Source organism: Ferruginibacter albus (assembly GCF_020042285.1).
GTDB classification, from domain to species: Bacteria; Bacteroidota; Bacteroidia; order Chitinophagales; family Chitinophagaceae; genus Ferruginibacter; species Ferruginibacter albus.
The window spans coordinates 1,945,110-1,961,246 of record NZ_CP083388.1 but is presented as its reverse complement, the minus strand read 5'-3'; the positions used below and the strand labels follow the sequence as shown (position 1 = coordinate 1,961,246).

The window sequence follows — 16,137 nt, the reverse complement described above, 5'->3', positions numbered from 1 at the left end:
AAGCAGCAAAATAAGTTAATTTAGCTGACTTTATGGAAGGAAATAACGATTTAAAAATAAGTATTACCTACCGCCGCTTACTTTCTATTGCATTGCCTATCAGTCTTGCGATATTGGTACCACAGATCAATTATATAACCAACAATATTTTTTTAGGACAATGGAGTAAAAAATCGTTAGGTGAAGCGGGCATTACAAGTGTATATTACCTGATAGTAGCTGTTGCCGGTAATGGATTTAATAATGCATTGCAGTCTTTGATCTCTAAAAGCGCCGGTGAAGGAAATATCGAAAAGATCCATGTATTGGTACACCAGGCAGTGCGAATAGTTTTACAAATATCTATAGCCGGTATTTTAATAACATGGTTTTTTACTCCGTATATCTTAAAACCTTTTTTAAGTCCTGAATCATACAACGAGGAGATCAACTTTTTAAAGATCAGGGTATTGGGACTACCCTTCTTATATCTTTTTCAATTGGGAGGTGCTTTTTTGATAGGTACCTTTAACAGCCGTTATTTAATGATCGGGTTCATCTTTCAATCGGCAGTAAATATTTTCTTTGATTTTACATTGATAAAAGGACGTTTAGGCTTTCCTCGACTTGGTTTTAATGGTGCTGCAGTAGCTTCTGTTATTTCAGAGGTAGTTGGGTTGCTTGTTGTTTATATAGTTATCCGCCGTTTACAATTGCATCATCGTTTTTCGCTTTCCAAAAAATATTCATTCAATAAGGTCATTTCTAAAGAAGTATTGAATATATCCATGCCCCTGGTGCTTCAATATGTTATCAGCCTTACAACATGGCTGGTGTTTTTTATCATGATCGACAGAGGTTATGATGCCGATGATAAAGCCATCAGTAATGTAATGAGAAATGTTTTTGGTTTTGCAGGTGTTTTTATTTGGGCTTTTGCCAGTACTACCAATGCGGTGGTAAGTAATTTGGTGGGGCAAGGCCGCCATCACGAAGTAATAACGGCTATTCACAAGATCATTCGTTTAAGTTTTTGTACTGCCTTGGTAATAGGAGCTTTACTGAATATTTTTCCGGAAGTTTTTTTTAATCTTTTCGGGCAAGGTGAAAGTTTTGCCGAAAAAGGAACGCCGGTATTGCGTGTTGTGGCAGGCGCCATGCTGCTAATGAGCTTTGCAGTAGTTTGGCTAAACAGCCTTACAGGAACAGGACAAACAAAAATTAATTTGCTGGTAGAGATATTCGCTATAGTTTTTTATTTGCTGCACACCTTTTTGGTTGTAAAGGTCTTTAAGGTGCCTTTATTTTATGCATGGAGCAACGAGTGGGTATACTGGATCGTCATTTTTATCATTTCTTTTATTGCTATGAATAAAAGCAAGTGGAAAAACAACATTTCATAACCCTTTATCAATCTTATTACCCTTTTATACTATTGCTACAGGATCAACAAAGTATTGTTGATAGCTTTAGCCAGGTATAATCGAAAATTTGCTGCATACATGTTGCTATCAAAAACTGCATACGTTACACTGCTCTTTTTACTTACAGCTCTTACATCTTTTTCTCAGGATGCTTTGCCCATTAAGCGACAGCAGAGCGCAGTACGCACTGATCAAAAAATTATTATAGATGGAGATATCAACGATAGTGCATGGAAAAAAGCCACTTACTTTTCTGACTTTATTGAATGGCAACCTTCTTTTGGAAACAAAGAAGATGTAAACAATAAAACAGAATTTTATCTTTTATATGATGATGAAGCGATCTACATTGCAGGCTTTTTACATGAAACTAATAATGACAGCATTTCAAAAGAGTTGGTTGGCAGAGATGTATTAGGTGTAAATGACTATGCCGGCATTTTATTTGATACTTACAATGACGGAATAAACGGCTTTGGTTATTACGTAACTCCCTTGGGTGAACAGTTTGATGCAAAATATTCCAGCACCGGTGAAGACGCCAACTGGAATAGCGTTTACGAAACAAAAGTAAAGATCATTCCAGGAGGCTGGACATTTGAGATGAAGATTCCCTACGCTGCTATTCGCTTTACAAAAAAGCATGAACAAGCCTGGGGTGTACAATTGGTACGTAAAAGAACAAAAGCCGGTAAACGCTTTACATGGAACCCATTTGATCCTGTTGGTGCAAGTAATGTATTTGCACAGGCAGGATACTTAACTAAACTGATGGATATAAAACCTCCTGTCCGGCTTTCCTTTTCACCTTATTTATCTACTTATGTAAATCATTTTCCAAGCAATGATCCTGCTATAAAAAGCTGGACAAGTTCTTTTAATGCCGGCATGGATATTAAATATGGGCTCAATCAATCGTTCACATTGGATATGACGTTGATACCGGATTTTGGACAAGTGCAAAGCGATAATCAAATTTTAAACCTCACTCCTTTTGAAGTTAAATATAATGAGTACCGAACTTTTTTTACAGAAGGAACAGAGCTATTCAGTAAAGGAAATTTATTTTACAGCAGAAGGATCGGCGGCACTCCACTGCATTATGATGATATTGAAGATCATTTGAATGATAACGAAAAAGTTATAAATAACCCTACCGCTACAAAACTTATTAATGCCGTAAAGTTCAGCGGCAGAACATCCAACGGTTTGGGTATCGGTTTTTTAAATGCTGTTACCGGGGCTCAATATGCTACTATTGAAGATACCGTTACTAAGCGAACGAGAAATTATGAAGTGAGCCCTGTTACTAATTACAACATTTTCGTTCTGGACCAATCATTAAAAAATAATTCCAGTGTTTCGTTTATCAATACAAACACAATGCGTAATGGTGCTGATTACGATGCCAATGTCATGGCAGGATTATGGGATCTTTACAATAAAAGGAATATATACCGATTTTACGGTCAGGCAGGAATTAGTCAATTATTTAATTACGAAAATAACGGGCAAACCCAAACAGGCTACAGTCATAGTATAACATTTGCAAAAGCCGGTGGCAATTTTAATTTCAACATTTTTCAAAATCTTACCAATGATAAGTATAGCCAGAATGATATGGGCTATGCCACTAATAATAATTTTTTAGACAATGGTTTATTTATCGGATACCGTTGGTTAAAACCAACCAATTTTTACAATAACCTTTATTATACGTTTAATTTTTTATACTCACGTAGATACAAGCCGGGAGATTTTCAATATGCAGACTTTAATACATCGGTAAACGGACAACTAAGAAACCTATGGGATTTTAATTTATACTTCGACATCATCACCAATCAAAATGATTTTTATGAACCTCGTGTAGATGGACGTGTTTATAAAACACCTTTCTCTTATGTTGGTGATATTTATTTTAATACCAACCCTGCTAAAAAGTATTATGCTTCATTAGAAATGGCATATAGATATTTACCTGCTTTTAATGGAAACTATGCAGACATCACTCCTACCAACCAAATAAGGTTTAATAAAAAATTGACTATTAGTCTTACCGATTACTTACAGTTACGCTTTAATAACGTTGGCTATGCTTTTGATTCAACCGATACGGCAAGCAACACCAGCTTGGTTTATTTTGGAAAACGAGACAGAATCTCTTTAGAAAACATTTTAACTATCAAATATAATTTTACCAATACCATGGGTCTGTCATTCAGACTTAGACATTATTGGAATAAACTGGAGTATAAAAGTTTTTATTTATTAAATGAAGATGGGACTTTATCTCACAGCAATGTAACCTACGAAAACAAAAACGTAAATTATTTTAATATTGACATGCTTTATACCTGGCAGTTTGCACCGGGTAGCTTTTTAAATTTTTCCTGGAAGAATGCAGTGAGTGCTGTAGATGATATAGTAGTTAAAGATTATCTTAAAAATCTTGCCGATACATGGAGTTCACCACAAAACAACAATATATCTTTACAAATAATTTATTATATAGATTATGCAAGCTATGCCAGGCGCAGGAAAGTAGCAGGATAAATTCATCACGCTTTTTATATACAGGGCAATAAAAATATTAATGAATGATTAAAAAAGAATTAGAGAATAAATTAGAATCTTTTTTAAAAGAAAATAAAAGAAGTTACAACCAAGGTTCTATCAGGTATATTGGATTGAGTAATAGAAAAATGTTAGAAGATGAGGACAGGATGTTACACATCGTTGCGTTTTCTGTTCTCATTAGCGAAGAACTTGTTTATGACGATAGTACGTTTTATTTTGCAGGTTTTGATGAAAAGGATCATCATTTGGTTCAGATCATCGGACCACAATCCTACGAAAGATTTGAGAAATAATTCGCCGTTAATTAATCTTTAGTATCACCATCATCTTCCGGGTCTGTATCAGCGTTTTTATATTCAAAATTGATGTACACTTTCCAGCCATTCATATCTCCCGTTAAAACAACAGAAGCGCAAAAGTTTTTATAACGTTCATCTGTCACGGTTTTTAATCGTAAGGTAGATTCTGTAAAACTTAAATTAGGATCAGGTTCTTCCAGTTTTCCTTTAAAAGTAATAAGAGACCGGTCATACCATTTTATCAGGCTCTTCTTTAGCATTTGCACGCAATGCTTATAACTTTTAATAGCATCTGTTTGGCTTTCTCCATTATAAAAAAGAGATTGGTAAGAGGCTGTTGTATCTTCTACAGAACGAAAACGTAAAATAGTATTGTCAATAGCGCCGGGTAATTTCACAGATGCTCCGTACACATCATGATCATATTCTCCTAACACAACACTATCCAATTGCACATTGTGAAAATTGGAGCGAAAATCAAGGACGATCTTTGCCAATGCATTACAGAAAGCAGGCGTAGGAAGCGGCGAAGAGATCACTTGAGCATTTCCGTAAAAACACAAGAACAACATTGCTGTTGCACAGATGATTTTTTTCATAAGTATTTATTGATACGCAATATTAAGGGCTGCAAGTTGGTTTTCCAAAAAAGTGGTGAAGCGAAAAGAATTATTTAACATCCTCATTACCATACTATGTAAATGTTACAAATAAAAAAACCGCCTGAAATTAAGACCAAGCGGTTAACACGTCAGATGAATCCTTAATATACTATTTTAACGGCAGTGTTTTTATTGTTGCTCGAGATCACTTCTATAGTATAAACTCCTTTAGAAAGATTTTTAGTTAAGCTGATTGTTTTTGTACTGTTTGTTCCATCATGTTGTACCGACTTCAACGCGATCAATTGACCAATAACATCCGTTAATCTTACCTGGTATGTTCCTTTTTCCATATTCACCAATTGTAAATTGATTGTTGCATTATTAACAGTGGCAACAATGGAAGGCGTAATAGTACCCATGTCTACTTTTACAGTACTGCTATATAATGCAGCGCCATTCATATCGATACTTTTAATGCGATAATAATTATCTCCTGCAACTGCATTTTCATCTAGCCAGTTATACGTTGAAACAGAAGATGCAGGAATTTCAGCAACAGCAGTAAAGCTTTTACCATCGGTAGATCTTTCTACTTCATATTGTTGAATGTTGATTTCATTTTCTACTTTCCATTGCACAGGAACATTCTTATTGCTTTTCCAAGCTTTTACCGAAACAAATGTTACGGGTACTGTACGATTAGCATTATCAAATACGATCATAAAACGATTGGCGCCTTGTGAATTTGCGTCAGCTGTTACCGTGAAATTTACTTTAGTATCATTCGTTAGGCTTACCGGCGTTGACGTTTTAAGGAAATTATCGATCAACGTAGCCTTTAAACCTGTTTGTTCCAGGCCCGATGGTGATAATTCAAATTGGTAACCTTGTTGTTGCATTTGTGTAATGCGTAAATAGATCGTGTCTTTTGCAGTTACCATTGGCCTTTTTTCAATAGCCATACTTTTTCCGTTACGCATTAATGCAAGGTTCTCAGAAGGGTTGGTTATTTTTTGTGCATCTTCAGCCCAGCTAACTGCATTTGAAAATTGTTGCCCGAACACGGTTAACGTCGCATCATCTAATTCTGCATTGCCATCATTTATGGAATATAGATTTGCTCTAAATTTTTGCGTTACAACCGGTCTGAAGACCAAACGTGTTTGTATGTTCTTATCCTGTTCTCTAAAAGTCACCTTACCTGTATCTATAAAATTGAATAAAAATGCTTGTCCTGATTCAACCCTGCCATCCATAAACGGACTTAAATGTGTAACAGAACTGTAGTCGCCTGCACTTCCATTATACGATACTGCAACAAAAGCCCCTACCCCTTGTGTTCCTGTCATCATTGGATCCCATACATAATAGTTGCTTCCCACTCTCATGCTATCTGCAACAAATAAATTATCAAAATTAATTTGTGATGCATAAGGATTACCTATTATCTGGAATCCTTTTCCGGCAACAGATACTGCTTTATTATTTTGGTTTAATGTTCCAAACGGACGCAGCACAGTAGGTGTTGAAGGATTGAAAGGTGGTTTTGTCACAACAACCGTTCTATCACCTCTTACAAATAACATATACCCTTGTTGACTTGAAATATTAAAGCTGCTGGTATTGGCAGGCACAGCCCAGCCGCCATTACTTAAATATTTAATGGAAGGATTATTGGTAACAGCTGCATCAAAACCTGTACCACTGCCGGGAACTGTATTAAGCATGTTGGTTATTTCTGTTCCATAACCAACATTTACTGTTATTGCCGGCTGCAAATTAACTGGCGTAGTAGTTGCATAGCCTTCCTGCCATGCTTTACTGATAGTTTGTGCACTATTGATAGGTGCTGTTAGTAAGCGCCATGCTCTATGCGATTGAATATATCTTTCAATATTTGCTTTACCTGTTATGCTATTGCCCGAATTGGTTCCATTGTTGGTAATGTCTGCAACTCTTGCTGTAAGTGTTTCGGTAGATAATAAAGTAAGATTATCATTTGTATTAAACGTAGCATTATTAACATTACCGAAAGACAAGCTATTGGCAATTTTCAATGTATCATATTGTAAAGGTGCTAAATTCACACCTGCGCTGCTGGTATTGCTGATGATCAAATTGTTCAATGTTTTTTGAACAAACTGTCCTCCTGAAATTGCCTGGGCTACATTGCCTTTTAATTCCAATGTTCCGTTTTGCAGATCCAGATCGCCGCTGTTTGAAATACTTCCATGTACCTGGATCGTAGCAGTATTCAATAGTACAGATGCACCGGTTTCTATTGTAATATCATGCGCAACAGCAGTGCCGGAATTTACTACAGGATAATTTGCTAAGCCTGTAGGGATCAATACATCCGTAGTGCTTACAGGTATACCGCCACACCAGTTATTGTCATCAAACCAATCATTGCTGCCACCTAACCATCTGCCCGGCGCATTAATGGATATTAATACAGTTGAAGAGGTATCAAAACATCCGCCTGAACTAACTGTTCTTCTATACCATGTTGGTTGGGTTAATGTAGCAGGTGAATATTGTTGTCCGTTACAAGAGCCACCGGCATTACTGAAACCGGTTGTAGCGCTCGTGGTGCTGCTTTCCCACAAATAGTTGTTCGTGCCGTTACCACCTGCAGCAGCAGTTCCGCTTAATGATGAAGGAGCTGTGCCTGAACAGATCGTTTGTGCATTACTGATAGTATTATTGGTAATGACATTGTTTACTATTATAGAAATAGTGCTGCTCAATTGTAAAGTACAGGATGTGGTTGCGTTGGTGGCTAAAACATTGTATGCTTTATTAGCACTAAGGCTACCTGTTGTTAAAATTATTGTTCCGTTCGTTCCGGCAACAGCTGTGCCAATATTGGCATTGGTTGCATTATCTCTTAGTTGATAATTTATTCCTGTTTGCGAATTATTAATTTGAATATTACCGCTTGTTCCTGTACAAATTTGAGTAGCAGTAGCAAAAGCTGTTACGTCTGTGGGCAATGGATTAATTGATACACTAACATTGCCTGTTGTAGGAATGGCTGAACATGAGGAACCTCCGGTTGCGGTAACGGTTGCCTGTACAGTATAAGTGCCAGCCGCAGTTTGATTTCCAAAGTTGATAGCAGACCCCGTTCCTGTTATAACATTACCTGTTGCAATGCCATCTTTATACAATTCATATGTTACATAATATTCTGCTTGTGATGCTACAGAGCCATTTAATCCTACTGTTAGTCCGCCACTACCTGAACAATAACTACCGCCGCCGGTTACACTAAAATCAGCCGCTGTAACAGCATTGTTTATATTAACATGTACTGAACCTGATGTAGACGAACATCCCCCTGATGTTACAGTTCTTCTATAAAAACCATTATTAGCAGTTTGACTAAGTGTTAAGGAAGCGCCTGTTTGTCCGGATACCGGAGCATAGCTTGAATTACCCGGTGAACTGAATTCCCATGAATAAGTGTAAGTGCCATCTCCGCCGCTCACTGCCGTACCACTTTGTGAAATGATCACCTGCGCACTGCTAGAAGATGTTTTGCATACTGAAGTAAGTGTGATATTATTATTTGCTAAAGATGGATTGATAGTAACAGGTAAGCTAAATGTATTACCCGAACATCCATTCAATTTAGGTGTAACGGTATATGTTGCTGTAGCTATACTTGTTCCTGAATTAGTTAATGTTTGACTAATAGAAGATTGAGCAGTTGATTGTGCCGAACCACCTGTAAAACCACTGCCGCTTGGTGTTGCCCAGGTATAGGTCATACCTGCAGGAACACCGGTTGGAGTTACTGAGAAGGTACTACCACTACATATTGTAGCAGATTGATTACTTACAGATGGTTTTGGATTAACCGTTACCGTTACTGTTTGTGTTGCTCCTACACAACTATTAGCAGTGGAGGTTGGCGTAACAGTATACGTAACTGTTTGTGCAGTTGTTGAACTGCTGTTGGTTAGTGTATTATTAATTGTACTGCTTGATTGATTACTTAAGCTTTCACCCGTGATGTTTGTATTATCTGTTGCCACCCATGAGTAACCGGAAGTAACACTTGCTGATAGGGATAATCCAACTGATGTTCCGCTACAAATGGTAACAGTAGAAACGCTGTTCATTACCGGTTCAGGATTAATAGTAATAGTAGCAGTAAAAGTGCTTCCGGTACATGTTCCTGATGTTGGCGTTACTGTGTAAGTTGCCGTTTTTGCTGTAGTATTGGTATTTACCAATGTTTGGCTGATAGATGATTGCGCAGTTGATTGCGCTGAACCACCTGTAAAACCGGTACCACTTGGGGCAGTCCACGTGTAAGTTGTTCCTGATGGGACACTGCCTGGAGTTATTGAAAATGCAGTATTGCTGCAAATTGTTTTTGTTTGATTACTTACAGTTGGTTTTGGATTAACCGTAACCGTTACCGTTTGTGAACTACCTGCACAACTTCCACCGGTTGATGTTGGCGTAACGGTATATACTACATTCTGTGCAGTAGTACTTGTATTGGTTAATGTATTGCTTAAAGTACTTGTTGTTTGTGTAGAGGTGCTTTCGCCTGTTACATTGCCATTGCTTGCTGCTGACCATTGATAAGATGAAGCCACATCACTTGTCAAAGTAATACTTACGGCAGTTCCGCTACAGATAGTTGCAGAAGATGCACTTGTCATTGTTGGTTTTGGATTAACCGTTACCGCTAATGTAAAGTTGTTTCCCGTACAGGTTCCGGAAATTGGTGTTACGGTATAACTTGCTGTAACAGCTGTTGTACCTGAATTGGTTAATACCTGGCTGATAGAAGATTGTGCTGTTGATTGTGCAGAACCTCCGCCAAATCCCGTACCAGTTGGAGCTGTCCAGGTATATTTTGTACCTGATGGCACACTGCCCGGTGTTACAGAAAATGTTCCGCCAGTACATACCGATGTAGTTTGATTGCTTACAGAAGGCATTGGGTTAACCGTTACCGTTACTGTTTGCCCGCTACCCTGGCAGCTTCCTGTTGTTGAAGTTGGCGTAACAGTATAAGTAACTGTTTGTACTGATGTAGTAGTATTGGTAAGCGTATTGCTTAACGTTGTTGTACTTTGATTAGAGGTACTTTCTCCTGTTACATTACCATTGCTTGCTGCAACCCACACGTAAGAAGAAGCTACATCACTTGTTAAAGGAATGCTTACTGTACTTCCGCTACATATCGTTGCAGAAGAAGCACTGGTCATGTTTGGTTTTGGATTAATCGTTACTGTTACTGTAAATGTATTGCCTACGCAACCGGCACCGGATGTTGGCGTTACAGTATATGTAGCTGTAACAGGACTAGTCGTTGTGTTCGTCAATGTTTGACTAATAGAAGTTTGCCCGGTATTTTGTTGTGAACCACCTGTAAATCCACTTCCTGTTGGAGCGCCCCAGGTATATTTTGTACCTGATGGTGTTCCTGAAGGAGTAACACTAAATGCTGTTCCGCTACAGGTAGTAGTTGTTTGGTTGCTAACCGAAGGTGTTGTGTTAACACTAACGGAAACACTTCCCGTGCCTGAACAACCATGCGCATCTGTTACAGTAAGACTATAACTTCCGTTATTAGACGTACTTGCACTGGCAATAGTTGGGTTAAGTGTCGATGAATTGAAAGAAGAAGGTCCTGTCCATGAGTAAGTAAAAGGGCTTGTACCACCGGTTTGGTTGCCGGTTAAGCTTAAGGGATAACCTGAACAAACTGCTCCTCCACCATTTGCCTGTGGAGTAACCGATAATGTTGCAGGAGATAAAGTACTACAAGAAATATCATCTAAACCAAAGTCATTACCACCTAATGCTGTTTGCAGATCCACAATAGATAATACCACAGATGTTGCATTACCCGGATCAAATGTCCCGTAAAAACGTGTCCAATTAAATGGACCCGAAGTACTGGTAGCGCCGGCAGCTAATACAGCGGTTGTTCCAATCACTGAACCATTTACAGCGAATGATAATTGCGCATACGGTGTAACCTGGTTCAAGCTCATTGCCCATGCAGAGAAATAATAAGTGGTATTAGGTGTAACAGTTACGGTTTGTTGCCAGATAGTTTGCGATGCAGTTCCGCTGCCGTTCACGATCATAAACTTACCGGTTCCTGCCCCTCCGCTGGTATGATCTGTTCCATAAAATGCAGGATGATAATCATGTGCATTATTATTCACGGCATATAAGCCTTCCAACTCTAAACCTGTTGTACCCGTTGTATAAAAAGACTGGTTATTTGCGTAGCCGGAAGTAAAGCCTGTATTACCTGCATTGAAATCTCCATTGGTTACTAATTCCTGTGCAACAACAGTAGAAGCAGTTGCCTGGCAACCTGTAGCAGTGACAGTACCGGTAACGGCATACGTTCCTGCAATATCAACATTAATAGCTTGCGTAGTTTCTGCGTCTGTCCATAAATAAGTAGCAGGTGTAATTGATGAATTTCCTGTCAGTTTCACCACACCTCCCCCAACACAATAGTTAGTACTTACTGTTACAATTGGTAATGGGTTAACCGTTACCGTTATGGTATAAGGAGCGCCTGCGCAGGAACCTGTATTAGAGGTTGGTGTAATAACATATTGTACCGTGCCTGCTGTTGAATTGCTTGGGTTTGTTAATACCTGGTTGATTGTAGTACCTGTAGGTCCTGAGCCTGCACTAGCACCGGTAATACCTCCTGTAATAGTTCCTATACTCCAGCTGAATGAGCTGTTTGTGCTTGCTGTTAACCCTATATTAGTACTTGTTCCGCTACAGATCGATTTCGTAGCAGCATTACTTACGGCAGGTTTTGGATTAACCGTTACTGTTATGGTGGTAGTATTACCTACACAAGAACCCGTTGTTGCCGTTGGTGTAACAACATATTGAATACTTCCGTTGGAAGAATTACTTGGATTGGTTAATGTTTGATTGATGGATGAACCTGATGTTGCGCTTGCACCCGTAATAGTTCCAACATTTGTTCCGAGAGTCCATGCAAAAGAACTTGGTGTGCTTGCTGTTAAACCAATGTTAGGACTTGTTCCGCTACAGGTAGAAGCAGTAGTTGCAGTAGTAACAGCAGGTTTTGGATTAACCGTAACCGTTATAGTATAAGGACTTCCCGCACAAGAACCTGTTGTAGATGTTGGTGTAACCTTATATTCTATAGAGCCTGTATTTGCATTACTTGGATTGGTTAATGTTTGATTAATGGTTGAACCTGATGTAGCAGTTGCACCGGTAATAGTTCCAACATTTGTTCCGAGCGTCCATGCAAAAGAGCTTGGTGCACTTGCTGTTAAACCAATGTTTGGACCCGTGCCGCTACAAGTGGCCGCTGTAGCTGTATTAGTTACGGCAGGTGTTGGATTAACTGTTACTGTTATAGTTGAAGGATTACCTACACAACCTATAGTTGAAGTTGGTGTAACAATATATTGTATTGAACCTGATCCTGAGTTACTTGAATTATTTAATGTTTGATTGATGGTAGTTGCCGGGCTAACACTAGCACTTGCACCTGTAATACTACCAACATTTGTTCCTAATGTCCAACTGAAATTACTTGCAACGCTTGCTGTTAAAGCAATATTGGTACTTGTAGCATTACAAATACTTTTGGTTGATGCATTGCTAACCGATGGAATTTGATTGAATGTAATTACTACATCATCTGTTGATGCTGTACATGGACTGTTTGAAACTGTCCATCTTAATGTATAGGTATTACCTGCAACACCACTAAAGGTTGATGACGGATTGTTTATGTTATTGATCGCACCACCGGTTCCTGAAACTATATTCCATTTACCTGTACCGGTTGTTGGCGTATTCGCTGCTAATGTTATTGTAGTTAATCCGCAGGTTGCAGCATCAATTTGGTCAGGACCTGCATCTGCTGTTGTTGGTAATTGATTAAACGTAATAGTAACATCTGAGAAAGAAGATGTACAAGGACTATTTGAAATGGTCCATCTTAATACATATGTATTTCCGGCAACGCCGCTAAATGTTGAGGTTGGATTGTTTACATCTGTTACTGTTCCACCTGTACCTGATTGAATACTCCACACTCCTGTTCCTACTGTTGGTGTATTGGCTGCTAAAGTAACTGTAGTTAATCCGCAGGTTGCAGCAGCTGTTTGATTGGCGCCTGCATTCGCTGTTGTCGGATTCGCACTGAAAGTTATATCCACGTCATCAGAAGTAATATTACATGGGCTTGTTATTGTCCATCTTAATGTATACGTATTGCCTGCAACTCCTGTAAAAGTTGATGCAGGATTAGAAGCATTACTAAATGAACCACCCGTTCCGTTTACAATACTCCATTGTCCTGTTCCGAAAGAAGGTGTATTACCCGTTAATGTAACAGTTGTCAATCCGCAGGTTGCTGTAGCACCTTGATCAGCGCCGGCATCAGCAAGAGTTGCGCCGGTATTAAATGTAACATTTACATCACTTGTTGATTTACAAAGGCCGTTAGTGATCGTCCATCTTAACGTATAACTATTACCAGCAGCACCGCTAAAGTTTGCAACAGGATTATTTACATCATCGAAAGAACCACCTGTACCTGATACAATACTCCACTGCCCTGTTCCAACTAAAGGCGTATTGGCATTCATTGCTACAGTGGTTAATCCGCAGGTAGCATTGCCTGTTTGATTAGCACCTGCATTAGCAGTTGTTGGCGGAACATTGAAAGCTACATCTACATCATCTGTCGAAGCTCCACAGAATGCACTGGTAATTGTCCATCTTAATGTATATGTATTACCTGCAACACCGGTAAATGTTGTAGAACGATTTAGATTATCTGCAAATGAACCTCCTGTACCTGATACAATACTCCATTGTCCTGTACCAACAGTTGGTGCGTTTGCCGCTAAAGTAACCGTAGTTAATCCGCAGGTTGCTGCATCTGTTTGATCAGCACCTGCATTAGCTGCTGTTGGATTTTGACTAAAGCTTACTGTTGTATTATCTGAAGATGATGTACAAGCTGTTTGAGAGATCGTCCATTTTAATGCATAGCTACTACCTGCAATACCACTGAATGTTGTTGTTGGACTGGTGGCATCAGTAAAAGAACCACCGGTACCTGAAGTTATCGTCCACAAGCCGGAACCGTAGATTGGCGTATTGGCGCCTAATGTAACCGTAGTTGTTCCGCAAGTTGCCGCGCCTGATTGAGCTGCTCCTGCCACTGCAGCTGTGGGTGGCGTATTAATGGTTAATGTTTTTGAAGAAGAAACATTACATGCACTTCCTTTAGCGGTTAATGTCAGCATTACGCTTCCGGCTGCAATATCCGCTGCACTTGGTGTATACGTTGCTGTTGTTAATGAACTGGCATTGGCGAACGTTCCTGTTCCGCTGGATGTCCATGCTACACTTGTTTGATTGGCAGCACTTGCTCCGGATGTAATATTAAGTGCTCCTGAAGTAGAACAGGTAGTTAATGCATTTCCTGAATTAGCTGTAGGGGAAGTTACAATTGTAATACTGGAAGAAGTACTGACAACATTACTTGGACCAACGCCGCCTGCATTACTCGCAAACCATGCAACACCTTCGTAAGCTATATCAAAGGTTAATTTATTAGTACCGGTGGCTAAGGGCGTAGTGTACACCCCACCTACATTATTAGAAGCCGTAACAGGTAAAGTATAAGTAGCAGTTGCACCGGGCGCTAAGCCTGCCGCATCCACTCTTACATTATAATCATTCCAGCTTGTTCCGTTGGTATTCCATTTAACACCGATGTTAATATCAGGACTTGCATCTGTCCATGTTGCCGTACCGGTATTCTTTACCGTTACTTTTACATTTCTGGTTTCACCTGCACACCATGTAGTTCCTGAAAAAGTGCCGCCACCGGTCAGATCCATTGAAACCCATGCATCTTTATACGTTAAAACAGTGTATGTTATTTTAATTCTGCCATCGCCTCCATCACCTCCGCTTCTGTCTGTACTGCTGCTTGCTTTTCCGCCAGCGCCACCGGCACCAACACCTCCATTACTACCACTGCCTGAAGACGTAGATCCATCAGCTCCTGCAAAACCTCCCGTAGGAGCACTTCCTCCATTACGACCTGAAGCATTATTACCGTTCGAACCTGTTCCTGCGCTGGAACCGCCACCACCACCTGAGCCGCCATTAGAACTACCCGTTCCGCCTGCTCCTCCATAATAATTGAACGGAGATGTTGCGCCCACATTACCGGTAGTTACAGCAGCCGCACCTGTAGCGGTTTGGTTGGTAGAACTTGCCCCATTACCTCCATTACCGCCTTTTGCTAAAATTGTTGTAGTGCTTCCAAACCAACTATCACCTCCAGCCTGCCCAGCTCCTGTACTTCCGCTACCGCCTGCACCTACTGTTATGGTATATGTTGTTCCTGGAGTAACAGCTATTGAAGTGTTTTTTACATAAGAACCACCACCACCACCGCCGCCTGAGGATGGATTAGCTGTTGCACCACCACCTGCTCCGCCTGCACCCCAACATTCAACAGTTATAGAACTTACGCCAATAGGGCAAGTCCAGGTTGTGCTTGAATTGTAAGTATTTGTTGTTTGTGCTAAACTTACCGTCGTAACAAAAAGACCGCCTATCAGAAAGGCAATTACTAATCCTGCTCTTTTATATAAACTAAGAGAATGAGTGTTTTTATGATGGATGAAAGCAAGCCTTGCCTGTTTTCTCAATTTTCTTAGTTTGTAATCATTAAATATTAATGCTACAGCAAAAAGAATGATGCATAACAGTGATAGTACAACTGTAGTAATGCTTGTTTCAGCATGCCTGATAGTATACAATAACACTGAAAACGGTAAAAGAGGGTAAACTTGTTTCATTCCTGTATTTTTTATCTCGATAACTTAAACAATGCAAACAAAATCAATCGATTAACGATATGAAATTCACAGGAATCTGATAATGATAAATAGATGACAGGATAGCTTAAAACGCTAATTCGTTAGTGTAAGAGTTAATACGAAGGATAAAGCGAAAGTTCAGAGGAAGAGGATTACTTGTTAGTACGTTGCTAAGGGGGCAACTAAGGTGAAATGCGAGGTGCATATCATACGGTACAAGGCAAAAATAAAAATTTATATTGACAAATCACAACTTTTTTACATTTTTCTTGATTTAGAGCAAAAAGTCGCGTAAAAACTATTTTACTACCCTACATACTAATTTAATTATCTTATCAGCGCCTGCCAT

The 16,137-nt window shown here is 39.3% G+C and carries 5 protein-coding genes; 3 read left to right on the top strand and 2 right to left on the bottom strand.

Going from position 1 to position 16,137, the window contains the following annotated elements; genetic code table 11:
* Positions 1-32 precede the first annotated feature (32 nt).
* The 3 genes from K9M53_RS08545 (at position 33) to K9M53_RS08535 (ending at position 4,276) form a co-directional block, all read left to right on the top strand.
* Positions 33-1,382: an MATE family efflux transporter gene (locus tag K9M53_RS08545; protein ID WP_224013828.1), complete on the top strand. Its 1,350-nt coding sequence runs from the start codon at positions 33-35 to the stop codon at positions 1,380-1,382.
* A 99-nt stretch (positions 1,383-1,481) separates the two neighbouring features.
* Positions 1,482-3,959 carry a DUF5916 domain-containing protein gene (locus K9M53_RS08540; RefSeq protein ID WP_224013826.1) on the top strand — a complete coding sequence of 826 codons (2,478 nt, stop codon included), beginning with the start codon at positions 1,482-1,484 and terminating at the stop codon, positions 3,957-3,959.
* 44 nt (positions 3,960-4,003) lie between these two features.
* Complete coding sequence (locus K9M53_RS08535) at positions 4,004-4,276, top strand: hypothetical protein (protein ID WP_224013824.1); 273 nt, start codon at positions 4,004-4,006, stop codon at positions 4,274-4,276.
* An 11-nt stretch (positions 4,277-4,287) separates the two neighbouring features.
* Here the strand turns inward: K9M53_RS08535 and K9M53_RS08530 are convergent, their stop codons facing one another.
* Both K9M53_RS08530 and K9M53_RS08525 read right to left on the bottom strand, forming a co-directional pair.
* Entirely contained in the window at positions 4,288-4,881 is a 594-nt protein-coding gene (locus K9M53_RS08530) for a hypothetical protein (protein ID WP_224013822.1), read from the bottom strand.
* A 164-nt stretch (positions 4,882-5,045) separates the two neighbouring features.
* A complete protein-coding gene (locus K9M53_RS08525) occupies positions 5,046-15,767 on the bottom strand; it encodes a PKD-like domain-containing protein (protein ID WP_224013819.1) in 10,722 nt (3,573 codons plus the stop codon).
* Between the last annotated feature and the right edge of the window lie 370 nt (positions 15,768-16,137).